The 21,655-nt window shown below is 67.7% G+C and carries 18 protein-coding genes; 8 read left to right on the forward strand and 10 right to left on the reverse strand.

What is annotated here, in order from left to right:
- Positions 1 to 6 precede the first annotated feature (6 nt).
- Both ACUDP5_RS17760 and ACUDP5_RS17765 read right to left on the reverse strand, forming a co-directional pair.
- A complete protein-coding gene (locus tag ACUDP5_RS17760) occupies positions 7 to 993 on the reverse strand; it encodes a Bug family tripartite tricarboxylate transporter substrate binding protein (RefSeq protein ID WP_263914129.1) in 987 nt (328 codons plus the stop codon).
- Between the two features lie 175 nt (positions 994 to 1,168).
- The gene (locus ACUDP5_RS17765; RefSeq protein WP_263914130.1) at positions 1,169 to 1,726 is read right to left on the reverse strand and encodes a DUF1415 domain-containing protein; all 558 of its coding nucleotides are present in this window, start codon (positions 1,724 to 1,726) and stop codon (positions 1,169 to 1,171) included.
- 96 nt (positions 1,727 to 1,822) lie between these two features.
- Here ACUDP5_RS17765 and ACUDP5_RS17770 point away from each other — a divergent pair, with 96 nt between their 5' ends.
- Positions 1,823 to 2,185 (forward strand): hypothetical protein, encoded by a 363-nt coding sequence (locus ACUDP5_RS17770; RefSeq protein WP_445656759.1) that lies wholly within the window; start codon positions 1,823 to 1,825, stop codon positions 2,183 to 2,185.
- Between the two features lie 84 nt (positions 2,186 to 2,269).
- On the opposite strand, the gene ACUDP5_RS17775 is transcribed toward ACUDP5_RS17770, so the two are convergent.
- Positions 2,270 to 3,742, reverse strand: a complete 1,473-nt coding sequence (locus ACUDP5_RS17775; RefSeq protein ID WP_263914132.1) for a M20 family metallopeptidase — start codon at positions 3,740 to 3,742, stop codon at positions 2,270 to 2,272.
- Between the two features lie 45 nt (positions 3,743 to 3,787).
- Positions 3,788 to 4,705, reverse strand: coding sequence for a LysR family transcriptional regulator (locus ACUDP5_RS17780; RefSeq protein WP_263914133.1), 918 nt, complete (start codon positions 4,703 to 4,705; stop codon positions 3,788 to 3,790).
- A gap of 114 nt (positions 4,706 to 4,819) precedes the next feature.
- Here ACUDP5_RS17780 and ACUDP5_RS17785 point away from each other — a divergent pair, with 114 nt between their 5' ends.
- Together ACUDP5_RS17785 and ACUDP5_RS17790 are read left to right on the forward strand one after the other, a co-directional pair.
- Positions 4,820 to 5,773 carry an alpha/beta fold hydrolase gene (locus ACUDP5_RS17785; RefSeq protein ID WP_445656760.1) on the forward strand — a complete coding sequence of 318 codons (954 nt, stop codon included), beginning with the start codon at positions 4,820 to 4,822 and terminating at the stop codon, positions 5,771 to 5,773.
- Positions 5,774 to 5,793: 20 nt separating this feature from the next.
- Positions 5,794 to 6,780 carry a Bug family tripartite tricarboxylate transporter substrate binding protein gene (locus ACUDP5_RS17790; RefSeq protein ID WP_263914135.1) on the forward strand — a complete coding sequence of 329 codons (987 nt, stop codon included), beginning with the start codon at positions 5,794 to 5,796 and terminating at the stop codon, positions 6,778 to 6,780.
- A gap of 25 nt (positions 6,781 to 6,805) precedes the next feature.
- On the opposite strand, the gene ACUDP5_RS17795 is transcribed toward ACUDP5_RS17790, so the two are convergent.
- Both ACUDP5_RS17795 and ACUDP5_RS17800 read right to left on the reverse strand, forming a co-directional pair.
- A complete protein-coding gene (locus ACUDP5_RS17795) occupies positions 6,806 to 8,185 on the reverse strand; it encodes an ATP-binding protein (RefSeq protein WP_445656761.1) in 1,380 nt (459 codons plus the stop codon).
- Entirely contained in the window at positions 8,182 to 8,850 is a 669-nt protein-coding gene (locus tag ACUDP5_RS17800) for a response regulator transcription factor (protein WP_445659185.1), read from the reverse strand. Before ACUDP5_RS17800 ends, ACUDP5_RS17795 begins: the two co-directional genes overlap by 4 nt.
- Before the next feature lie 141 nt (positions 8,851 to 8,991).
- On the opposite strand from ACUDP5_RS17800, the gene ACUDP5_RS17805 reads away from it, so the two are divergent.
- Positions 8,992 to 9,765, forward strand: a complete 774-nt coding sequence (locus ACUDP5_RS17805) for a MipA/OmpV family protein (RefSeq protein WP_263914137.1) — start codon at positions 8,992 to 8,994, stop codon at positions 9,763 to 9,765.
- Positions 9,766 to 9,792: 27 nt separating this feature from the next.
- Positions 9,793 to 10,434, forward strand: a complete 642-nt coding sequence (locus tag ACUDP5_RS17810; RefSeq protein ID WP_445656762.1) for a substrate binding domain-containing protein — start codon at positions 9,793 to 9,795, stop codon at positions 10,432 to 10,434.
- 115 nt (positions 10,435 to 10,549) lie between these two features.
- On the opposite strand, the gene ACUDP5_RS17815 is transcribed toward ACUDP5_RS17810, so the two are convergent.
- Positions 10,550 to 12,175 (reverse strand): methyl-accepting chemotaxis protein, encoded by a 1,626-nt coding sequence (locus ACUDP5_RS17815; RefSeq protein WP_445656763.1) that lies wholly within the window; start codon positions 12,173 to 12,175, stop codon positions 10,550 to 10,552.
- A gap of 301 nt (positions 12,176 to 12,476) precedes the next feature.
- Positions 12,477 to 16,526 carry a phosphoribosylformylglycinamidine synthase gene (gene purL / locus ACUDP5_RS17820; RefSeq protein ID WP_445656764.1) on the reverse strand — a complete coding sequence of 1,350 codons (4,050 nt, stop codon included), beginning with the start codon at positions 16,524 to 16,526 and terminating at the stop codon, positions 12,477 to 12,479.
- A 366-nt stretch (positions 16,527 to 16,892) separates the two neighbouring features.
- Here purL and ACUDP5_RS17825 point away from each other — a divergent pair, with 366 nt between their 5' ends.
- From ACUDP5_RS17825 to ACUDP5_RS17835, 3 genes are all read left to right on the forward strand, one after another.
- Complete coding sequence (locus ACUDP5_RS17825; RefSeq protein ID WP_263910791.1) at positions 16,893 to 17,444, forward strand: TRAP transporter small permease; 552 nt, start codon at positions 16,893 to 16,895, stop codon at positions 17,442 to 17,444.
- Positions 17,441 to 18,739, forward strand: coding sequence for a TRAP transporter large permease (locus tag ACUDP5_RS17830; RefSeq protein WP_263910792.1), 1,299 nt, complete (start codon positions 17,441 to 17,443; stop codon positions 18,737 to 18,739). The genes ACUDP5_RS17825 and ACUDP5_RS17830 overlap by 4 nt, the downstream gene beginning before the upstream one ends.
- A gap of 82 nt (positions 18,740 to 18,821) precedes the next feature.
- Positions 18,822 to 19,850, forward strand: a complete 1,029-nt coding sequence (locus tag ACUDP5_RS17835; RefSeq protein WP_263910793.1) for a DctP family TRAP transporter solute-binding subunit — start codon at positions 18,822 to 18,824, stop codon at positions 19,848 to 19,850.
- A gap of 249 nt (positions 19,851 to 20,099) precedes the next feature.
- Here the strand turns inward: ACUDP5_RS17835 and greB are convergent, their stop codons facing one another.
- On the reverse strand, positions 20,100 to 20,651 hold the full coding sequence (gene greB / locus ACUDP5_RS17840) for a transcription elongation factor GreB (protein WP_263910795.1): 552 nt from the start codon (positions 20,649 to 20,651) through the stop codon (positions 20,100 to 20,102).
- A gap of 101 nt (positions 20,652 to 20,752) precedes the next feature.
- Positions 20,753 to 21,598 carry a 3',5'-nucleoside bisphosphate phosphatase gene (locus ACUDP5_RS17845; RefSeq protein ID WP_263910797.1) on the reverse strand — a complete coding sequence of 282 codons (846 nt, stop codon included), beginning with the start codon at positions 21,596 to 21,598 and terminating at the stop codon, positions 20,753 to 20,755.
- Positions 21,599 to 21,655 lie beyond the last annotated feature (57 nt).

Below are 21,655 nucleotides of genomic sequence, written 5' to 3' on the forward strand. Positions count from 1 at the left end.
CGGTTCTCAACCTTTCAGGTCGGTCTTGGGCACGTTGTTGGCGCGGATCACCCCGGCCCACAACGCGGATTCTTCGGCAATGACGCGGTCCAGGTCGGCCGACGAGGTGAATTCCACCGTCACGCCCTGCGCGGCAAACTGCTGCACCAGGCCGGGGTCGCGCGTGCCTTCACGCACGGCGTTTTCCAGCGTGCGGACCACGCTGCCCGGCATCGCGGCCGGGCCCGAGATCATCATGCGGGTATAGAGTTCCATGCCGTCCACGCCCGCCTCTTTCATGGTGGGCACGTCGGGCAGGCTGGACAGCCGCTTGTCCGCCGTCACCGCCAGCACCTGCAGCTTGCCGGACTGGATATTGGGCAGCGCCGAGGTCGGGAAATCGAAGGTGCACTGCACCGTGCCCGCCATCAGGTCCAGCAGCGCCGGGCCGCTACCCTTGTAGGGCACGTCCTGGAACTGCGTGCCGGTCTTGGACTGGAAGTGCAGCAGCGCCAGGTGGTTGATGACGCCGCGACCGGCGTGGGCGCAGGTCAGGTCGCCCGGCTTTTTCTTGGCCAGCGCGATGAATTCCTGCACGTTCTTCACGCCCAGGGCCGGATGCACGATCAGCAGCATGGGCGACTTGCCCATCGACCCCAATTGCTTGAAGTCGGACACCTGGTACGGCAGGTTGTTGTACAGCAAGGGATTCAGGATCATGCCATTGGTGCCGGCAAAACCCAGCGTGTAGCCATCGGGTTCGGCCCGCGCCACCGCCACGGTGGCGATGATGGCCTGGCCGCCCGGGCGGTTTTCCACCACCACGTTGCCCTTCAGTATCTTGCTCATGCGCTCGGCCAGCGCACGCGCGGCAATATCGGTCAGGCCACCCGGCGCGAAGCCGACCAGCAGCCGCACGGGGCGGGTGGGAAAGTCAGCCTGTGCCCGGGCGGGGCGAGGCATCAACGGCAGCGCGGCAAGCGCGCCCAGGGCGTGGCGGCGGGTGAACGGCATAAGGCTCTCCGGACAGGCGTGCACGGCAGGCGCGCGGCATCCGGCCGTGGCAAGCCCTGCGATCAACGATAAGGGGGAAGGAGGCACAGGCCGCCCGCCAAACGGCGGGGGTCTCAATGACGGTATCTTGTATGCAATATGGCGCCGGGGCTATCTAGGGATATCCCGGTACGCATCACGCCTTGGTCATCAAGCGTTTCCAGCCGTCCAGCCCCAGGCGGTTCATCGTCTCGATGTTCTTTTCGTAGATCTCGGCGGCATCCGGGAAGGATTCCACCGCGCGGTCGATGCTGTCTTCGCGCAGCAGGTGCAGGATCGGGTACGGCGAACGGTTGGTGTAGTTCTCGATGTCGTCCGGCTGCGTATCGGCAAACTGGAACTGCGGATGGAAGGTGGCAACCTGCAATTCACCCACCAGGCGCATGCGCTTGAGCAGGCGGTCGGACAGCTCTTCGAAGTCGTTGAAATCCAGGAAGTCGTCCAGCGCGTCCGGAATGATCAGCAGCGTCGTGTCGATCTTTTCCGGATCGGTCTCTGCCAACAGGGCCAGTTCGTCCTGCAGGTCGGTCAACACGCCTTCGGCGTCGGTCGCGTCGCTGACGGCAAAGCGGATCTGGTCCTTGACCTGAACCGCCTTGGCGAACGGACAGAGGTTCAGGCCGATCACGGCCTGGGTCAGCCAGTGGCGGGTTTCTGCGACCACGTTGGCGTAGGCGTCGGAGGTGGAAATCATGACGGTAAGTCCTAGAAAAAAGGGAGTATAGGCGACCGGTCAGCGGGGCCGACACGCCTGGTGTAGAGTGACGGAACCCCAATCGCGGAGGTCTTGATGTCTGTAGCGCGCACGTATTTCCTGAACCGCATGCACGACGATGAACTGGTCTCGGTGCTGGGCCAGCGACAGAGTTTCTTTCTCGAGAACATCGACACGCTGAACGACGCCACCCAACGCATCCAGTCGTTGCTGGCGCGCGACGGCCTGTCCAGCACAGTCGAACTCACCCCGATCAACCGCCCGGCCTCGTTCACCGAAACGGTACTGCCCATGATTCCGGTCATCGGTTGGCTTTGGGTCATGGCACGGGGTTCAGCCCTGTTGGCCCGGCCGCGCAGCGATGTCACGTTGCGCGCCACCTCGAACACATCGCTCAGTGTGGTGTTTTCTCGCTCGGCCACACGGGCAGCGGCTTAGCGCCTCAGGCTGCGCCATCAGTGCAGCTACCAATGAAAACGCGGACCCATGTACGGGTCCGCGTTGCGTTTACCGCCCCGCCCTTTACGCAGTCGGCATGGCCGCCATGGTCTGGGCGACCGCGGCCGTGAGCTTCTTGCCATAGGGCACGTGCAGGAATTCGTTCGGGCCGTGGGCGTTGGACTTCGGGCCCAGCACGCCGCACACCATGAACTGCGCCTTGGGGAAGCCCTTCTGCAGGATGCTCATCAGCGGGATCGTGCCGCCCTGGCCGATGTAGCCGCAGGGCGAACCGTAGTACTGCTGCGAAGCGGCATCCAGCGCGCTGGTCAGCCACGGCACGGACGCGGGCGCGTTCCAGCCGGTGGCGGCGCCTTCGTTGGCCTTGAAGATCACCTTGGCGTTGTAGGGCGCGTCGGCTTCGAGCAGTTCCTTGATTTCCTGCGAGGCGGCCACGGCGTCGACCAGCGGCGGCAGGCGCAGCGACAGCTTGAACGCAGTGCGCGGGCGCAGCACGTTGCCGGCGCTGGACAGCGGCGGCAGGCCTTCGGCGCCGGTCACCGACAGCGTCGGACGCCAGGTGCGATTCAGCAGGGCCTGTTCGGGTTCGGTGGTCATGGGCAGCACGAAACCGCCTTCGGCGCCGCAGCTCCAGGGGAAACGGCGCCACACTTCGTCGCCCAGGATGCGGGCGGTGGCGGCGACCTGTTCAATGCGCTCGGCCGGGATTTCACAATGCAGGCTTTGCGGCAGCAGGCGGCCGGTGGCGCTGTCTTCCAGGCGGTCCAGCAGATGGCGCAGGATGCGGAACGACGACGGCACCACGCCGCTGGAATCGCCCGAGTGTACGCCTTCGTCCAGCACCTGCACTTCCAGCGTGCCCGACACCATGCCGCGCAGCGACGTGGTCATCCACAACTGGTCGTAGTTGCCGGCGCCCGAGTCCAGGCACACCACCAGCGCCACGTTGCCCAGGCGATCGCGCAGCGCGTCCACATAGGGCAGCAGGTCGTAGCTGCCGGATTCTTCACAGGTTTCGACGATGCCGACGCAGCGCGGGCGCGGAATGCCCTGCTTGTCCAGCGCCATGATGGCGGTCAGCGAGGCGTACACGGCGTAGCCGTCGTCGGCGCCGCCGCGGCCATACAGCTTGCCGTCTTCGTATTTGGGGGTCCAGGGGCCCAGGCCGGCGCGCCAGCCCGAGAATTCCGGCTGCTTGTCCAGGTGGCCGTACAGCAGCACCGTGTCGCCGTTGTCGCTGCGGGTGGCCGGCGCGTCAAAGAAGATGACGGGCGTGCGGCCCGGCAGGCGCACCACTTCCAGTGTCAGGCCCGAGACCTTCTGGGCTTCTACCCACTGCGCCGCGTCGCGCACCACGCGCTCGATGAACGCGTTCTTTTCCCAGTCGGCGTCGAACGCCGGGCTCTTGGCCGGGATGGCGATGTAGTCGGTCAGCGCGGGAATGATCTCGTTGTCCCACTTGTCGTCCACAAAAGCCTGCAGAGCCTTCGGATCGAGGGTAGGAGGAAGGGCGTCGTCGGGGATACGTGCGTTCATGGCGCGGAATCCTGTGGTGGGATGTCAGGAGGGAATCGGACTATTTTAGCGCGCCGCGTAGGCCTCGATCCGGCCCCACACCTGGCGCGCCAGCGGTTTGGCGTTGTCCACCGACTGGTACAGCCGGATCTCCATATGGATATCGTTGCGCGCACTGTCGGCGCGCACGAGGTTGCCTGCGCGCAGGTCGGCCTCGACCAGCGTGTGCGGCAGCCAGGCCAGGCCGAACCCCTGGCGGGCCATGGCGTGCAGGGCATCGGCCAGATCCGATTCATACATCGTCTGCAACTGCGCGGTGACGCACAGTCCCCGCAGCCGGTCGTGCAGGATGCGGCCCAGCGACATGCTGTCGGCGTAGGCCAGGAACGGCACGGCCGGGTCGCAGGCCAGCTTGGGCACGGCATGGCGCGGGTGCCTGCTGCCCGCCGCCAGCGGCGCGCTCACCGCCACCAGCTTGTCGGCGCCCACCCGGCGGCAGCGGTAATTGGGGTTGTCGATCTGGGCATAGAGCGGTTCGTGCGCATGGCACAGCAGGAAATCGACCTCGCCCTCGGCCAGCATGTCCACGCCGTAGTTCAGCGTGGTGGTGATGACCTTCAGCTGGAACGGCGGCAGGCCTTGCTGCACGCTGGCCATCAACCCGGGCAGCACCGAATGCGCCAGCGTTTTGCCCGAGGCGATCGAGAGCTTGCGGCTGCGCGCCAGTTCCGGCTTTTGCAGGCTCAGCCGGGTTTCACGCAGGATGTCCAGCACGTCGATGGCCGCCGCCAGCATGCTGCGGCCGGCCGGGTTCAGGGTGGACACCTGGTGGCCGCGTTCCACCAGCGGCACGCCGGCCCAATCTTCCAGCGCCTTGATGCGACGCCCGAACGCCGGGTGCGTGACGTTGCGGGCCTCGGCCGCCTGGTACAGGTTGCGCGACTTGGACAGCGCCACGAAGTCTTCCAGCCACTTGATGTCCATCTTGTCTCCGACTGCTTGTCATGGCGCTGTGCCGATCCGGCACAGCGCCTGCACATTTTGCACAAAGCCGGCTTTAGTTACAACTAGTATTACGGCGTCCTTCCGGAGATGCCGATGCCCGACGCCCCCATTCTGCTGAAAACCCTGCGCAGCCACTTCCTGGGCGGGCGCGACGTCGTGGCGAGCGGACTGCCGGTCGTGGAAAAGAAAGTCGTGGGCAATGCCTCGGCGCGGGCCCTGGACATGAACGGCAGCTACAGCGCCGGCCAGCTCTACGTGCAGGAATATCGGCTGGCGCAGCCACGCCACCCCTGCCCCGTGCTGCTGTGGCACGGCGGCGGCATGACCGGCGCCCAATGGGAAAGCACGCCCGACGGCCGCCAGGGCTGGCTATGGCGCCTGCTGCAATCGGGCTACGACGTGTTCGTGGCCGATGCGCCCGAACGCGGCCGTGCGTCGTGGGCCATGACGCCACAGGTCTACGAGACCGCACCGATCTTCCGGTCCAAGGAAGAAGCCTGGCAGCTGTTCCGCATCGGCCCGGCCGGCGGCTACGCGCCGGCCGGCCAGCCGCGCCGCGCCCATCCCGGGCAGCAGTTTCCCGAAGACGCCTTCGATACCTTCGCCAAGCAGTTCGTGCCGCGCTGGCTGAACCATGACGCGATGGCGCTGGACGCCTATCGCCTGCTGCTGGACCTGGCCGGCCCCTGCATCGTCATCGGCCACAGCCAGGGCGGCGGCTACGCCACGCAACTGGCGCGCGAATGCCCCGGCCCGATCCGCGCGGTGGTGGCGGTGGAACCCACCGGCACGCCCGCCACGGTCGACGGCCCCCTGCCCCCGCAACTGCTGGTCTGGGGCGACCACTTCGCCGCCCACGACACCTGGCAGCGCTACCGCGCCCAGACGGACGCCTACTGGCACGCGCTGCACCGCGCGGGCAAGCGGGCCGACGTGCTGGACCTGCCCGCCGCCGGCATCGCCGGCAATTCGCATTTCTGCATGCTGGACCGCAACAGCGACCGCATCGCCGAACTGATCGTCGACTGGCTCAACGGCCTCGACTAACCTTCGCCTGGAGACACCCCATGACATTGACGAAAACCACCCTGGCCGTGGCGCTCTTGACCGGCGCTTCGCTGCTGCCCGGCGCGGTCTCGGCCCAGCAGGCCGACTATCCCAACAAGCCCGTGCGCCTGATCGTGCCGTTCGCCCCCGGCGGCACCGCCGACATCATCGGTCGCGTGTTCGCCGCGCAGCTGGGCACCGAACTGGGCGCCACCGTGGTGGTCGAGAACAAGGCCGGCGCAGGCGGCTCGATCGGCACGCGCTTCGTGGCCGATGCCGCGCCCGATGGCTACATCCTGCTGCTGGCCTCGTCCAGCACCCACGGCACCAACCCCGCCGTGTACAAGAACCTGACCTACGACGCGGTAGAGGACTTCACCGCCATCACGCAGCTGGTCACCGTGCCGGGCGTGCTGAGCGTGACCAAGGACTTTCCGGCCGCCGACCTGAACGCGCTGATCGCCACCGCCAAGGCCAACCCGGACAAGTACACCTACGCCTCGTCCGGCGCGGGCGGCCTGGGCAACCTGGCCATGGAACTGATGAAGTCGATGACGGGCGCCAAGCTCATGCACATCGCCTACCGCGGCGCGGGCCCGGCGTTCACCGACGTGATCAGCGGCCAGGTCTCGATGATCTGGGAACCCGTGCCGGCCTCGCTGCCGTACATCAAGGGCGGGCAGATTCGCCCCATCGCCATCGCCGCCGAGACGCGTTCGCCGGAACTGCCCGACACGCCGACCTTCAAGGAAGCCGGCCTGCCGCGCTATGAAGCCAATGCCTGGAACGGCCTGTTGGCGCCCAAGGGCCTGCCCGCGGACGTGACGCAGAAGCTGCACGACGCGTCGGTCAAGGCGCTGAACAATCCCGAGGTCAAGGCCAAGATGGCCAGCCTGGGCGGCACGGTGGTGGCCGGCACGTCGGAGGCGTTCAAGAACGTGATCGCCAGCGACGTGAAGAAGTGGAAGAACGTGGCGGCCGACGCCAAGATCCAGCTGGATCAATAAACGGCGCCCACGGCGGCGGCCGCGCTCATCCGAGTGCGGTGGCCGCCGGCAGCAAGCCGGGAAACGTCACGACCAGCCCCACGCCACGGCCGTTCAGCCCCGGCGCGAATGCCACGGTGGCGCCGTGCCGCGCGGCAATCTGCGCCACCAGCGACAAGCCGATGCCGCTGCCGCCCGCCCCGGCGCCCACGCCCGCGCCGCGGTAGAAACGATCAAACACCCGCACGCGTTCGGGCGGCGCGATGCCCGGGCCATCGTCGGCCACGCGCAGCCAGGCCCCGCCGTCTTGCGCCGGTCCGCAAGCGACCGCGATCTGGCCATCATCCGGCGTATAGCGCAAGGCATTGTCGAACAGGTTGCGCACCAGCACGCCCAGGGTGTCCATGCGCCCGCGCACCTCGCAGGCCTGCACGTCCAGCTGGATGCGCTGGCGCTTGCGCGCCGCGGCCGCTTCGCCATCACGCACCAGCAGCACCACCAATTGATCCAGCGCCACGGTTTCCGGGTCGGAGCCCTTTTCGCTGACGGCGTCCATGCGGGCCTGGTCCAGCAGCTGCTCGGCCAGGCGCGCGGTGCGCTGCGCGACCGCGCGCAGCTTGGTGCCTGCCTCGGCCGCCGGCGTGCCGGCAATGCCTTGCAGCAGCAGTTCGGTCTGTGCGCTGAGCGCCGCCAGCGGCGTGCGCAACTCATGCGCCGCGTCGGCCAGGAAGCGCCGTTCATGGTCCATGGCGGCCTGCAACCGCAGCAGCAAGGCATTGATGGACTGCACATAGGGATGCAATTCGCCGGGCAGGCCGTCCAGCGGCAGCGGCGCCAGGTCGAACGGTGCGCGGCGCTGGATGGCCTCGCCGGCACGGTCGACCAGGCGGAACGCCTGCCGCACCCCCATCCAGGTGGCGGCGGCCAGCATCAGGAACAGCGCCGACACGATCACCAGGCTGCGTTTGAAGGACGCCAGGGCTTCGGCCCGCAGGCCGCTTTCGGCGCGGGCGACCTGCACCTGCACCTGGTCGAAAGCGTCGCTCAACGCGTAGACGCGCCAGACCTCGCCGCCAATATCGCTGTCGTGAAAGCCGTCTTCAAAGCGCGGGCTCAATGGCTGGACCGGCGCCTCAGGCGAGCGCAGCACCAGCCGGCGGTCCGGCAGAGACCAGACCTGGAACGTGGTGCGGTCGCCGCGATACTGCTGCGAGGGCGGCAGTTCGAAACGTTCGTTGGAATCTTCGTCGAGCAGACTGCGCCGCAGCGTCAGGATGGCCTTGGTGGCGGCGTCAGCCAGCGCCTGGTCACGGATCCCGGTGCGCGCCTCGTTCATGGCGTGCTGCTGGCACCAGAACACGCCCGCCCATGCCACCAGCAACGTCAGCAGCAACGTGACGGTCAGACGTCGGCGCAGGGTTTTCATGGCGCGTCCGCCGTGGCGATGCGGTAACCCAGGCCGTGCACGGTCGCCACCAGGTCGTCGCCCAGCTTGCGCCGCAGCTGGTGGATGTAGACCGCCACGGTGTTGCTTTCGATGGTGCCGCTGCCGCCGTACACCGCGGATTCCAGCTGTTCGCGGCTGACGGTCTGGCCGGCCCGTTCCATCAGCGCCAAGAGCGTGCGGTACTCGCTGGCGCTCAGCACCACTTCGGCGCCCGCCTTGGTGACCACGCGCCGGGCCGGGTCCAGCAGCACATCGCGGCAACGCAGGACGGACACCACCGAATTGCGGCTGCGCCGCACCACGGCGCGCAACCGCGCCAGCAGCTCATCGAGCTGGAACGGCTTGACGATGTAGTCGTCCGCCCCGGCATCCAGGCCCTGCACCCGTTCGGTCAGGCGGTCGCGCGCGGTGATGATCAGCACCGGCGTGGCGTCGTAGCGCGACCGCAGGTGTTTCAGCACCGCCAGGCCGCTGCCCCCGGGCAAGCCCAGGTCCAGCAGCACCGCGCCGTAGCCATGTTCGACCAACGCCAGGCGCGCGGCCGGCACGTCGCGGACCCAATCGACCTGCATGCCCGACCCCGCCAGGCTGGTGCGCAAGGCATCCCCCAGCATGGCGTCGTCTTCCACCAGCAAGACTTGCACGAACACTCCCTGACTATCCATGGTGCGGCATTGTGCCGCCCCGGATTTAAAGAATTTTTAAAAGCGCGCTTCGACAATGAGCGCCTTGTCGCGCCGCGGCCGTGCCGCGCGCAACGCTCACCAGAAAGGAAGACCCCCGCAATGAAGCTGGCAATGTTAGCAAGAGGCGCCGCCACCGCCGCCGTCCTGGCCTGCGCCGCAGGCCAGGCCCAGGCCGATCAACCCGGCACCAATTTCATCGGCCTGGGCGTTGGATACGTCCCGGTTTATGAAGGCTCGCGCGACTACCGCGCCCTGCCCGTCCCGCTGATCAACTACCGTGCGGGCAACTTCTTCATCTCGCCGCGCGCCGGCCTGCCCGCCATGGGCCTGCAGACCGACCTGGCGCCCGACTGGAAAGCCGGCGTCTTCCTGGGCATGGCGCTGGGCCGCGATGCCAGCGACGCCGACCGCACCAAAGGGCTGGACGACATCGACTTTCACGCCACCTACGGCGGCTTCGTCGAATGGACGCCCGGCCCCTGGTCGCTCGGCGCGGCCTACCGGCAGGCCGCGCGCAGCGGCTACGGCGGCACGCTGGAACTGCGCGCCACCTATAACGCCTGGCAAGAAGGCGCCCACCGCGTCAACGTCGGCGCCAGCACGCAATGGGCCAGCCACGATGCCATGCAGACCTGGTTCGGCGTGACCTCCAGCCAGGCCGCTCGCAGCCGCGAAGGCCTGTCGACCTACTCGCCATCGTCGGGCTTCAAGTCGGCAGCCGTGTTCGCCAACTGGTCGTACCGCATCAACCCCAGCTGGAGCACCATCACCACCGTCGGCGTGAACACCCTGCTGGGCGACGCGCGCGACAGTCCGCTCACCGAGCGCCGCGCCAATGTATTCGGCAGCGTCGGCGTGGTCTACGCGTTCTGATCGGCGGCGATCGCACCGGATATGGGGATGAGGGATTTGACCCAGGCGGGCGCGCTGCGCCTGATCCTGCCGGACGCCCGCGTGCACGACGCGCTGGCGCCGGCGCTTGCGGCCTTCGCCGAGCGGCATCCAGACGTGCGGGTCCAGTTGGGCCCGAGCGGCGCCGAAACTGACGCGGTGCGCGAGCGCTGCGATCTTTCCATCGGGTTGGAGCCGCCCGCGGATCCCGCACGGGTGGCCCGTCGCCTGGGCGCCCTGCGTGCCCGCCTGTACGCCGCGCCCGCCTACCTGGCGCGGCAGCCGCCGCTCGAACATCCCATCGAACTGGCGATGCACGACTGCATCGGCCTGCATGTCGGTCCGCAGCGCGGGCACGATAGCCGGCCGGCTCGCTGGCGGCTGTGGTCGGGGTCGGAACGGGTAGTGGTCACGGTGCGTGAACGCTATGGCGTCGATGCGCCGGCCATGGCGATGCAGCTCGCCGCTCGTGGCGTCGGCATTGCCGCGTTGCATGCCACCGGCACGGCGGCCCCGCTTGCCGCCGGGCTGGTGCCGGTGCTGCCGGGCTGGGAAATGGAGCCGGTCACGCTCTATGCGCTGAGCGGCCCCCGGCGCCTGCCAGCGCGCGCCCGCGCGCTGGTCGACTGGCTGGCGCGGGCGCTGGCCTGACAATCCATCCTGGTCGTCAGCCCGGCGCAAGCGCCGGGCTGACGACATCCTGGCCACCGGCTGGCGCGAGCGCCCGCCGGCATGCCCTGCAGGACGACTTTGAACGCGCGCCGGTTCAGACGCCCAGCAATGCAGGCTCGCCGTCCCGACCCAGCGCCGGTGCATCGGCGTCGATCACCCGGCCAGCCTGCAGCTTGAACACCGCCACCGCGTCGCGCAGGCGTTGCGCCTGCGTTTCCAGCGACGCCGCGGAAGCGGCCGCCTGCTCGACCAGCGCCGCGTTCTGCTGCGTCACGCTATCCATCTGCGACACGGCCTGGTTCACCTGCTGGATGCCCTGCGACTGTTCTTCCGAAGCGCTGGAGATCTCGTTGATGATGTCCGTCACGCGGCGCACCGACGTCACGATTTCCTGCATGGTGGCGCCGGCGGCTTCCACCTGGTCCGAACCGATCGACACCTTCTGCACGGAGTCGTCGATCAGGCCCTTGATTTCCTTGGCGGCCTGGCCGCTGCGCTGGGCCAGCGCGCGCACTTCGCTGGCCACCACCGCAAAGCCCTTGCCTTGCTCGCCCGCGCGGGCAGCTTCCACCGCCGCGTTCAGCGCCAGGATGTTGGTCTGGAAAGCGATGCCGTCGATCACGCCGACGATGTCGGCGATACGGTTGGAACTGTCGGCAATGGCGCGCATGGTGCCCACCACATCGCCCACGGCCTTGCCGCCGCGGGTGGCCACATCGGACGCGGCCACGGCCAGTTGCGATGCGCTGCGCGAGCTATCGGCGTTGTTCTTCACCGTGGACGACAGCTCGTCCATGCTGGCGGCGGTTTCCTCCAGCGACGCGGCCTGCTGCTCGGTGCGGGACGACAGGTCGATGTTGCCCGCCGCGATCTCGCGCGAACCGGTATGGATTTCCTCGACCCCCAGCCGCACGGCCGCCACGGTGCGCGCCAGGCTGTCCTGCATGCGCTTGACGGCGCCGTAGAGCACGCCGATTTCATTGTTGCCGCGTTGCTCGATGCGGTTGGTCAGGTCGCCGCTGGCGATGCGGTCGAACAGGCGGCCGGCGTCGTGCAACGGCCGGAACACCGACCGCGCGAACACGGCATACAAGCCGACGACCAGCACCGCCACGACCACCAGCAGGCCGATCAGGAACGCGATCGCGCCATTGATGCGCGTCGACGACTCGTTTGCCACGCGGCGCCCGACCTCGTCCGCGAAATCGGAGTATTTCTGGTTGGCCTGCGTGAAGTTGATGCCCAGCGGCGTGACCTTGTCCAGGTTCAGGCGGCTGGCCTCCTGGGCGTTGCTGGCGCGGATGGCAGCGATCATCGGCAGGACCGCGTCGCGCAGGTACACGTCATACGCCGCCAACGCGGCCTCGAACAGCGGTTTGCCCACCGGTGACGTTTCAGGCGTCTGGCGGGCGCTCTGCACCAGGTCGGCCGCCCGCTTGGTGTAGCCGTCCAGCCGCTGCATGCTGGCCAGGCTGTCGATGCGCTTGCCTTCCAGCAGCGCGCTCTGCGCGGCCAGCAGCACCAGGCGGGCGCGCAACAGTTCGGCACCGGCATCGTCCATGGCGTTGGATCGCACCAGGTTGGTGTCCAGCAGCACTTCGATGGAACTGCGGTTGGACGTCAGCTGCTGATAGACGGCAATGCCGGTCAGCAGGAACAGCGCGAAAAAAACGCCAAGCGCGGTCGTCAGGACCGCGCGGATACTCAGGTTCTTGAACATTGGGGGGCCTTTCCGGGTTTGCATGAGACAGCCGCCACGGGCTGTCCCCCTTCTTTACGGCCCACTGCAATGAAAAGTTAAATATCTCATTGGGTTACATCACGGACTGGCCAGCAGGCGAAAAAAAACCTCACCAGAAACTGGTGAGGTCTTTGTCGGCGGGAACACCCGCCCTGTTGGCTAGAACGCCCGTCCTGTGGGCTAGAACAGCCCCCCGGCCGCCCGGCCGCCCGAAGGCCGGGGAGCCCCCTCGGGGGGCAGCAAGCGCGCAACGCGCGTGCGGCGTGGGGGCCCTTCCTTGTCAGCCGATCCAGACGCGGGCGTTGCGGAACATGCGCATCCAGGGGCTGTACGCACCGCCGGTATCCGCATTGCCCCACTTTTCCGGCGCCCACGACATCATGACGTTGCGGGTCACGCGTTCCGGGTGGGGCATCATCACCGTGAAGCGGCCGTCGGCCGTGGTGACCGACGTGAGGCCGGCCGGGCTGCCGTTCGGGTTGAACGGGTAGGCCTCGGTGGCGTTGCCGTAGTTGTCGATGAAGCGCGCCGCGGCCAGCACGCGGCCGGCGTCACCCTGCTGGGAGAAGTCGGCGTAGCCCTCGCCGTGCGCCACGGCGACCGGAATGCGCGCGCCTTCCATGCCGGCAAAGAAGATCGACGGCGACTTGGCCAGTTCGACCAGCGACAGGCGGGCTTCGTACTTTTCGGACTGGTTGCGCGTGAAGCGCGGCCAGTGCTCGGCGCCCGGAATCATCGGCGCCAGCGCGGCCATCATCTGGCAGCCGTTGCACACGCCCAGCGCAAAGGTGTCGGGGCGCGCGAAGTACGCGGCGAACTGGTCCGACAGCTTGCTGTTGAAGCGGATGGTGCGGGCCCAGCCCTCGCCGGCGCCCAGCACGTCGCCGTAGCTGAAGCCGCCCACGGCCACCAGGCCCTGTACCAGGCCCAGGTCGACACGGCCCGACAGCAGGTCGGTCATGTGGACGTCAACGGCCTCGAAACCGGCAGTGTCGAATGCCCAGCCCATTTCCACCTGGCTGTTGCAGCCCTGCTCGCGCAGGATCGCCACGCGCGGACGCTTGCCGGTGTTGATGAACGGCGCGGCCACGTCTTCTTGCGGATCGAAGGCGACAGAAGGCGTCATGCCCGGGTCTTTGGTGTCGTTCCAGACGTCCAGCTCGGCCTGGGCGCAAGCCGGGTTGTCGCGGCGCGACATGATGCGGTAGGACACTTCGCTCCAGGCGCGGGCGAGTTCGGCGCGCGGCTGGCCCCAGACCTTCTTGCCGTCGCGGTAGAACTCGATTTCGTCGGCGCCGTTCAGGCCGCCGATGACGTGCGAGTGGGCCGACAGGCCCGCACCGCGCAGCACCTGCATGACGGCGTCGCGCTGGGCGGCGGGCACCTGGATCACGGCGCCGGCTTCTTCCGAGAACAGCGCCTTGAGCGTGAGTTCTTCGCGCTGCACGGCCACTTGTTCCGGACGGATCTTGTAGTCGCCCCAATCGGCCGATTGCGGGTCGAAGGTGAGCATGTCCAGGTTGACCGAGATGCCGGTGCGGCCGGCAAAGGCCATTTCGGCCAGCGTGGCGAACAGGCCGCCATCGGAGCGGTCGTGGTAGGCCAGCAGCGTGCCGGCTTCGGCCAGCGTGCGGATGGTGACGAAGAAGGCGCGCAGGGCTTCGGGCGAATCGATGTCCGGCACGGTTTCGCCGACCTGGTTGTAGGCCTGGGCGAGGATCGAGCCGCCCATGCGGTGCAGGCCGCGGCCCAGGTCGATCAGGATCAGCACGCTGTCGCCGGCGTCGGTGCGCAGTTGCGGCGTGAGGCTGGCGCGCACGTCGCCCACCGGTGCAAAGGCCGTGACGATCAGCGACACGGGCGCAACCACCTGGCGCTGCTCGCCGTCCTGTTCCCAGGACGTTTTCATGGACAGGGAGTCTTTGCCGACCGGAATCGACAGGCCGGCGGCCTGGCACAGTTCGCTGACGGCGGACACCGTGTCGTACAGGGCGGCATCCTGGCCGTCGACGCCGCAGGCGGCCATCCAGTTGGCGGACAGCTTGATGTCTTCCAGGCGGGCCACGTCGGCGGCGGCCAGGTTGGTCAGGGCTTCGGCCACGGCCATGCGGCCCGAGGCGGGCGCGTTCAGCATGGCGATGGGGGTGCGTTCGCCCATGGCCATGGCTTCGCCGCGGAAGCCTTCGTAGTCGGCCAGGGTGACGGCGCAATCGGCCACCGGCACCTGCCACGGGCCGACCATCTGGTCGCGGCTGGACAGCCCGCCCACGGTGCGGTCGCCGATGGTGATCAGGAACGACTTGTTGGCTACGGTGGGGTGGCGCAGCACGCGCAAGGCGGCTTCGGTCAGGTCGATGCCGGCCAGGTCCAGGGGTTCGGACACGCCGGGCAGGCGGCGCACGTCGCGCGTCATGCGGGGCGGCTTGCCCAGGATGACGTCGATCGGCACGTCGACCGGGCGGACTTCGGCGTCGCCTTGCGGGCGGATGGCGTCCAGGCCGGGCAGGCCTTCGCCGTCGACCACGCGCAGCTGGCGTTCTTCGGTGGCCACGCCCACCACCGCGTAGGGGCAGCGCTCGCGGCGGGCGATGGCGTCAAAGCGTTCGAGGTCGCGCGGCAGGATCGACAGGACGTAGCGTTCCTGGGATTCGTTGCTCCAGATTTCGGCGGGCGACAGGCCCGACTCTTCGAGGGGCACGCGCTTCAGGTCGAAGATGGCGCCGCGGCCGGCGTCGTTGACCAGTTCAGGGAACGCGTTGGACAAACCGCCCGCGCCCACGTCGTGGATCGCGATGATGGGGTTGTTTTCGGCCTGCTGCCAGCAGCGGTCGATGACTTCCTGGGCACGGCGTTCAAGTTCGGGATTGCCGCGCTGAACGGAATCGAAATCCAGCTCGGCCGAGTTGCTGCCCATGCTGATGCTGGAGGCGGCGCCGCCGCCCATGCCGATGCGGAAACCCGGGCCGCCCAGCTGGATCAGCAGCGCGCCGGGGGGAATGACGTCTTTGTGGGTCAGGCCGGCGTCGATGCTGCCCAGGCCGCCCGCGATCATGATGGGCTTGTGGTAGCCCCAGCGCGTGCCGCCCGCGCTTTGCTCGAACGAGCGGAAGTAGCCCAGCAGGTTGGGACGGCCGAATTCGTTGTTGAACGCCGCGCCGCCGATGGGGCCGTCGATCATGATGGACAGGGGCGAGGCGATGCGCTCGGGCAGGCCGTGGTGGTCGGCTTCCCAGGGTTGCAGGGCATCGTCGAAGCGCAGGTGCGACACGGTGAAGCCGGTCAGGCCCGCCTTGGGCTTGGAGCCGCGGCCCGTGGCGCCTTCGTCGCGGATTTCGCCGCCCGCGCCGGTCGAGGCGCCGGGGAACGGCGCGATCGCGGTGGGGTGGTTGTGCGTTTCGACCTTCATGAGGGTATGCACGGTGGTGTCGCGGCGGATGTACCTGGCGCCGTCGACGCCCTCGCCCGTGACGCCGGGCACGCCGGCCTGGAAGCGCTGCGCCGGACCGCCGGCCATGATGGCGGCGTTGTCGGAATAGGCCACCACGGTGCCTTCGGGCTGCGCCTTGTGGGTGGCGCGGATCATGCCGAACAGCGTGTTGGGCTGTTCCTGGCCGTCGATCACCCACTGGGCGTTGAAGATCTTGTGGCGGCAGTGTTCGCTGTTGGCCTGCGCGAACATCATCAGTTCGACGTCGGTGGGGTCGCGGCCCAGGTCGGTGAACGACTTGGCCAGGTAGTCGATTTCGTCGTCGGACAGGGCCAGGCCCAGGGCCGTGTTGGCCTCGACCAGCGCCTGCGCGCCGCGCGCCTGGACGTCGACCTGGCGCATGGGCTTGCCGGCCAGCGGCTGGAACAGCGCCTGGCCGTCGAAGCTGGCGTCGACCACGGTTTCGGTCATGCGGTCGTGCAGGCAGTCTGCCGCGCGGGCCAGCATGGCGTCGTCGAACGACTTGGTGCCCAACAAGCCGCGTTCGGGAGTGATGGTATAGCGCACGCCGCGTTCGATGCGGTGCACGGCCGACAGGCCACAGTTGTGGGCGATGTCGGTGGCCTTGCTGGCCCACGGCGAAATGGTGCCCAGGCGCGGAATGACCAACAGGGCCAGGCTCTTGGCGGGGGCTTCGCCGGTGGCGGGGGTGCCGTAGTCCAGCAATTGGGCCAGGTGTTGCTGCTGTTCGGCCGTCAGGGCGGCGTCGGTGCTGACGAAGTGCTCGTAGCGGGCGGAGATGTCGGCCACGGGCAGGCCGGCTTCCTTCAATTGCGCCAGCAGGCGGTCACGACGAAAGGAGGACAGGACAGAGGAACCAGGCAGATGCTGAACTAGGGACACGATGCGGGCGCCGTATAAGGAGGGGAGCAAAGAAAAGGGATTTTACCTGTTTAAGGGGTTTTCCCGGAGCCGGGATTACCGCAACCCCGATCCGGCCTCTCGCCGCGCCCTTCCGGACGATGTTACAAAAGAATTCCGCGACGCAACGGCGCGACTGCTGCAAAGCAATATCGGCACCAAACCCCTGCCCGCCACCCGGTATATCGCTCCAGCCGGGTTCCAGCCCCCGTCCCCGCTATTGCAATGCACCATGTTGCGGCCATACCGCAGCGCGGGAAAACACGAACACCGGCGCCCGCGCCCCGACGGTAGGATGCAGCGACCCTATAACTAGAAAGCGCCCTGCCGCGCTGGCCGTTGCCTCACATGTCACGCCCCGAAGCCCCCGTCGAGCCTGTTGAACCGATCATCCCCGCCGAAACAGACCCCGCCGTGAAAGTACCGCTGGCCATCGAGGACTGGCTGGCCGTGATCCTGTTGGGGGCCCTGGCCACCATCACCTTCCTGAACGTGCTGGTGCGCTACTTCACCGACCAGTCGTTCGCCTGGACCGAGGAAATCTCGGTCTTCCTGCTGATCGTGCTGACCATGGTCGGGGGCAGCGTCGCCTTCGTGCGCAACCATCACATCCGCATCGAGATCCTGGCCGACAACGGCTCGCCCCGTCGCCAGCGCATCATGGCGCTGATTTCCAACGGCTGCGTGCTGGCATTCTTCGTGCTGCTGACCGTGCTGTCGGTCAAGCTGGTGGCCGACGAATACCTCTACGAAGAAACCTCGCCGGCCATCGGCGTGCCCACCTGGTGGTATTCGATCTGGCTGCCGATCATGGCCGCCGCCATCTCGCTGCGCACGCTGGGCACCCTGCGCCGGCTGATCCAGCGCAAGGACGCAACGGGCCAAGGGGGCCAGGCATGATCGCCGGCATCCTGTTCGCGGTCTTCATCGCGCTGATGCTGATCGGCGTGCCGGTCGGCGTGGCGCTGGGCATCGGCGGCACGGTCGCCATCGTGCTGTCCAACCTGGATACGCCCTGGTATGGCCTGTTGACCGTGCCGCAGAACTTCTACGCGGGGCTGGCCAAGTACCCGCTGCTGGCCATTCCGATGTTCGTGCTGGTCGGCTCGATCTTCGACCGCTCGGGCGTGGCCAGGCGGCTGGTGGATTTCGCCATCGCCATCGTCGGCCGCGGCCCCGGCATGCTGCCGCTGGTGTCGATTGCCGTGGCCATGTTCCTGGGCGGGATCTCGGGTTCCGGCCCGGCCTGCGCCGCCGCGGTGGGCGCGGTGATGATCGCGGCCATGTCCCGCGCCGGCTACCCGGGCTCGTTCTCGGCCGCCGTGGTCGCCGCGGGCGCCGCCACCGACATCCTGATCCCGCCGTCGGTCGCTTTCATCATCTATTCGGTACTGGTGCCCGAAGCCTCGGTGCCGGCGCTGTTCGCCGCCGGCATGGTGCCCGGCATCCTGGCCGGCCTGGCGCTGATCGTGCCGGCCGTGTGGCTGGCCCGCAAGCACAAGATGGGCATGCTGGAAGCGCACCTGCCGCGCCCGCCGTTCTGGAAGAGCCTGCGCGACGCCTCGTGGGGCCTGGCCGCGCCGGTGCTGATCCTGGGCGGCATGCGCATGGGCTGGTTCACGCCCACCGAAGCCGCGGTCGTGGCCGTGTTCTACGGCCTGTTCGTGGGCATGTTCATCCACCGCACCATCAAGCTGCGCGACCTGTACACCATCCTGCGCGAAGCCGCCGAGCTGTCCGCCGTGATCATGCTGGTGGTGACGCTGGCCGGCATCTTCGCCTGGGCTTTGTCCACGCTGAGCGTGATCGACCCGATCACCCACGCCATCGTCAATTCCGGGCTGGGCGAATGGGGCGTGCTGGCGCTGCTGATCCTGTTGCTGATGACCGTCGGCATGTTCCTGGACGGCATCTCCATCTTCCTGATCTTCGTGCCGCTGCTGATGCCGATCGCGAAGGCCTATGGCTGGGACCCGGTGTGGTTCGGCGTGATCCTGACGCTGAAGGTGGCGCTGGGCCAGTTCACCCCGCCGCTGGCCGTGAACCTGATGGTGTCGTGCCGCATCGCGCGCGTGCCGATGGAATCGACGGTGCGTTGGGTGGTGTGGCTGCTGGGCGCGATGTTCCTGGTGCTGGTGGCGGTGCTGGCGTTTCCGCAACTGGCGCTGTGGCTGCCGCACAAGCTGGGTTATTGAGGGCGCCTGGCCGGGTATGCGCCCGGGCAGGCATGGCATGCATGACAACAACAGACAAACCCGCAAAGAGAGGAGACGCAACATGAAATTCCGCAACCTGATCGGCGCCGCCCTGTGCGCCGCCGCCGTGGTCGGCGCGCCGGCAGCGCTGGCGCAGAACTACAAGGCCGAATACAAGCTCTCCATCGTCGTGGGCACCACCTTCCCGTGGGGCCAGGGCGCCGAGATCTGGTCCAACCTGGTGCGCGAGCGCACCCAGGGCCGCATCAACATCAAGGTCTATCCCGGCACCTCGCTGGTACAAGGCGACCAGACCCGTGAATTCACTGCCATCCGCCAGGGCGTGATCGACATGGCCGTGGGCTCGACCATCAACTGGTCGCCGCAGGTCAAGCAGCTGAACCTGTTCTCGCTGCCCTTCCTGATGCCCGACTACGCCGCCATCGACGCGCTGGTGCAGGGCGACGTGGGCAAAGAAATGTTCAAGCTGATCGAAAAGGCCGGCGTCGTGCCGCTGGCCTGGGGCGAGAACGGCTACCGCCAGATCAGCAATTCCAAACGCGAGATCAAGCGCCCCGAAGACATGAAGGGCATGAAGCTGCGCGTGGTGGGTTCGCCGCTGTACATCGACACGTTCACCGCGCTGGGCGCCAACCCCACCCAGATGAGCTGGGCAGACGCCCAGCCGGCGCTGGCCAGCGGCGCGGTCGACGGCCAGGAAAACCCCCTGTCCATCTACACCGGGTCCAAGCTGTACACCGTGGGCCAGAAGTACCTGACGCTGTGGAACTACGTGGCCGACCCGCTGATCTTCGTGGTCAACCGCGAGGTCTGGAATTCGTGGTCGGAAAAGGACCGTGACATCGTGCGCCAGGCCGCGCTGGACGCCGGCAAGCAGCAGATCGTGATCGCGCGCAAGGGCGTCACGCCCGAAGACCCGTCGCTGCTCAAGGAAATCGAAGGCCACGGCGTGACCGTGACGGCGCTGAGCCAGGCCGACCACGACGCGTTCGCCAAGATCACCCAGCCCGTCTACGACAAATGGAAAAAGCAGATCGGCGAAGACCTGGTCAACCTGGCCGAGAAGTCCATCGCCGCTCGCAAGAAATAAGCAGCAAGCCCCAGGGGAACGGCGGCGCAAGCCGCCAACCGAGGCAGGGACATAGATCCCGCCCACCAAAAGACGGGCGCCGGCCACAAGCCGGCGCCCGTCGCCTTTTCGAAGATCGTCGATGAAGCATGCCTGGTCGGAACCGCAGATCAAGATCGCCTGACGGGATCTGCCTGATCGCGTTTGCCCAGTCGGTTTGACGGGGCCCGACGGCCGCCGTCGGGCCACCCGCGCCCGCATCCCCCCGTGTCAGTCGGGATAGCGCACTTCCAGGATGTCCAGTTCCTCGATGCCGCCGGGGGTGCGCAGCACCACCGTGTCGCCTTCCTTGGCCTTGATCAGCGCGCGCGCCACCGGCGAGATCCAGCTGATCTTGCCGGCCAGCGGCTCGGCTTCGTCCACACCCACGATGGTGACGGTGTGGTCTTCGCCGGCCTTGTCGGAATACAGCACCGTGGCGCCGAAAAAGACCTGGTCGCGGTTGGGCTGCAGGGCCGGGTCGACGACCTCGGCGATGTCCAGCCGCTTGGTCAAAAAGCGCATGCGCCGGTCGATCTCGCGCAAGCGCTTCTTGCCGTAGAGGTAGTCGCCGTTCTCGGAGCGGTCGCCGTTGGACGCGGCCCACGACACCACCTGCACCACCGACGGACGCTCGACGTTCATCAGATGCGTCAGCTCGGCGCGCAGGCGCTCGTAGCCTTCAGGCGTCATGTAGTTCTTGGTGCCCGCGGGCAAGGCCTGGGCCTGCGGCAGGTCGTCGTCGTCCTCGTTATCGGATTCTTTGACAAAAGCTTTGTTCATGGCGGCAGCGCCTGGGGCGCACATTCAGTTCAAGGGCGGCACAGTCGCACCGTGCCAGGAGCCAGGCGGCATCGCACCGCCCGCAAGGGGCCGCAGTGGCCCTAGAACCAGTCGTGCCAGACCGGCTTCAGATCGGACGGCAAGGGCGGCAGGCGGCCCAGGTCCATCCGGCTTTCTTTCGGGCTATGGAAGTCTGACCCGCGCGAGGCCAGGAAACCGTAGCGGCGCGCGACGTCGGCGTACTGCCGGGCCTCTTCGACCGTATGGCTGCCCGTGGTGACTTCGATGCCGACCCCGCCCAGTTGCAGGAATTCGTCGAACAGCGCGGCGAACTGCAAGGGCGTGTACTTGTAGCGGCCCGGATGCGCGATGACGGCGATGCCGCCCGCGCCGCGGATCCAGCCCACCGCTTCGGCCAGCGTGGCCCATTGCATGGGCACGTGGCCGGGGCGGTCATCGCCCAGGTGTTTGGTGAAGACGGTCTGCACATCGGGGCAGTAGCCGGCTTGGACCAGGTAGCGCGCGAAGTGCGTGCGGCTGATCAGTTCCGGGTTGCCGGCAAACGGCAGCGCGCCTTCGTAGGCGCCGGGCATGCCCATGTCGGCCAGGCGGTCGCCGATGCGCCTGGCGCGTTCGGCGCGGCCCGAGCGGGTCTTGCGCAGGCCTTCGACCAGCGCCGTATTGGCGGGGTCAAAGCGCAGCCCGACGATATGCACCGTCAGGCCGGCCCAGGTCACGGAAATCTCGACGCCGGTGGCGAAACGCAGGCCCAGTTCCTGCGCCATGGACGCGGCCTCGGCCAGGCCGCCGACTTCGTCGTGGTCGGTCAGGGCCCAGACATCGACACCGTTGGCATGCGCGCGCTGCGCCACGTCGCGCGGCGCAAGCGCGCCGTCGGACACGGTGGAATGACAATGCAGATCGATGTTCAGGACAGGGGTGTTCATGAGGCCTATTGTAGAGAACGCCCGTGCCCCTGGATAGCACGGCGGGCCGGCGGTGTC

The organism is Achromobacter sp. NCFB-sbj8-Ac1-l (assembly GCF_052695805.1).

Coding starts and splice junctions, on each gene's coding strand:
- ACUDP5_RS17760 (WP_263914129.1), bottom strand. CDS start 993: ATGCCGTTCACCCGCCGCCACGCCCTGGGCGCGCTTGCCGCGCTGCCG.
- ACUDP5_RS17765 (WP_263914130.1), bottom strand. CDS start 1,726: ATGATTTCCACCTCCGACGCCTACGCCAACGTGGTCGCAGAAACCCGC.
- ACUDP5_RS17770 (WP_445656759.1), top strand. CDS start 1,823: ATGTCTGTAGCGCGCACGTATTTCCTGAACCGCATGCACGACGATGAA.
- ACUDP5_RS17775 (WP_263914132.1), bottom strand. CDS start 3,742: ATGAACGCACGTATCCCCGACGACGCCCTTCCTCCTACCCTCGATCCG.
- ACUDP5_RS17780 (WP_263914133.1), bottom strand. CDS start 4,705: ATGGACATCAAGTGGCTGGAAGACTTCGTGGCGCTGTCCAAGTCGCGC.
- ACUDP5_RS17785 (WP_445656760.1), top strand. CDS start 4,820: ATGCCCGACGCCCCCATTCTGCTGAAAACCCTGCGCAGCCACTTCCTG.
- ACUDP5_RS17790 (WP_263914135.1), top strand. CDS start 5,794: ATGACATTGACGAAAACCACCCTGGCCGTGGCGCTCTTGACCGGCGCT.
- ACUDP5_RS17795 (WP_445656761.1), bottom strand. CDS start 8,185: ATGAAAACCCTGCGCCGACGTCTGACCGTCACGTTGCTGCTGACGTTG.
- ACUDP5_RS17805 (WP_263914137.1), top strand. CDS start 8,992: ATGAAGCTGGCAATGTTAGCAAGAGGCGCCGCCACCGCCGCCGTCCTG.
- ACUDP5_RS17810 (WP_445656762.1), top strand. CDS start 9,793: ATGAGGGATTTGACCCAGGCGGGCGCGCTGCGCCTGATCCTGCCGGAC.
- ACUDP5_RS17815 (WP_445656763.1), bottom strand. CDS start 12,175: ATGTTCAAGAACCTGAGTATCCGCGCGGTCCTGACGACCGCGCTTGGC.
- ACUDP5_RS17825 (WP_263910791.1), top strand. CDS start 16,893: ATGTCACGCCCCGAAGCCCCCGTCGAGCCTGTTGAACCGATCATCCCC.
- ACUDP5_RS17830 (WP_263910792.1), top strand. CDS start 17,441: ATGATCGCCGGCATCCTGTTCGCGGTCTTCATCGCGCTGATGCTGATC.
- ACUDP5_RS17835 (WP_263910793.1), top strand. CDS start 18,822: ATGAAATTCCGCAACCTGATCGGCGCCGCCCTGTGCGCCGCCGCCGTG.
- greB (WP_263910795.1), bottom strand. CDS start 20,651: ATGAACAAAGCTTTTGTCAAAGAATCCGATAACGAGGACGACGACGAC.
- ACUDP5_RS17845 (WP_263910797.1), bottom strand. CDS start 21,598: ATGAACACCCCTGTCCTGAACATCGATCTGCATTGTCATTCCACCGTG.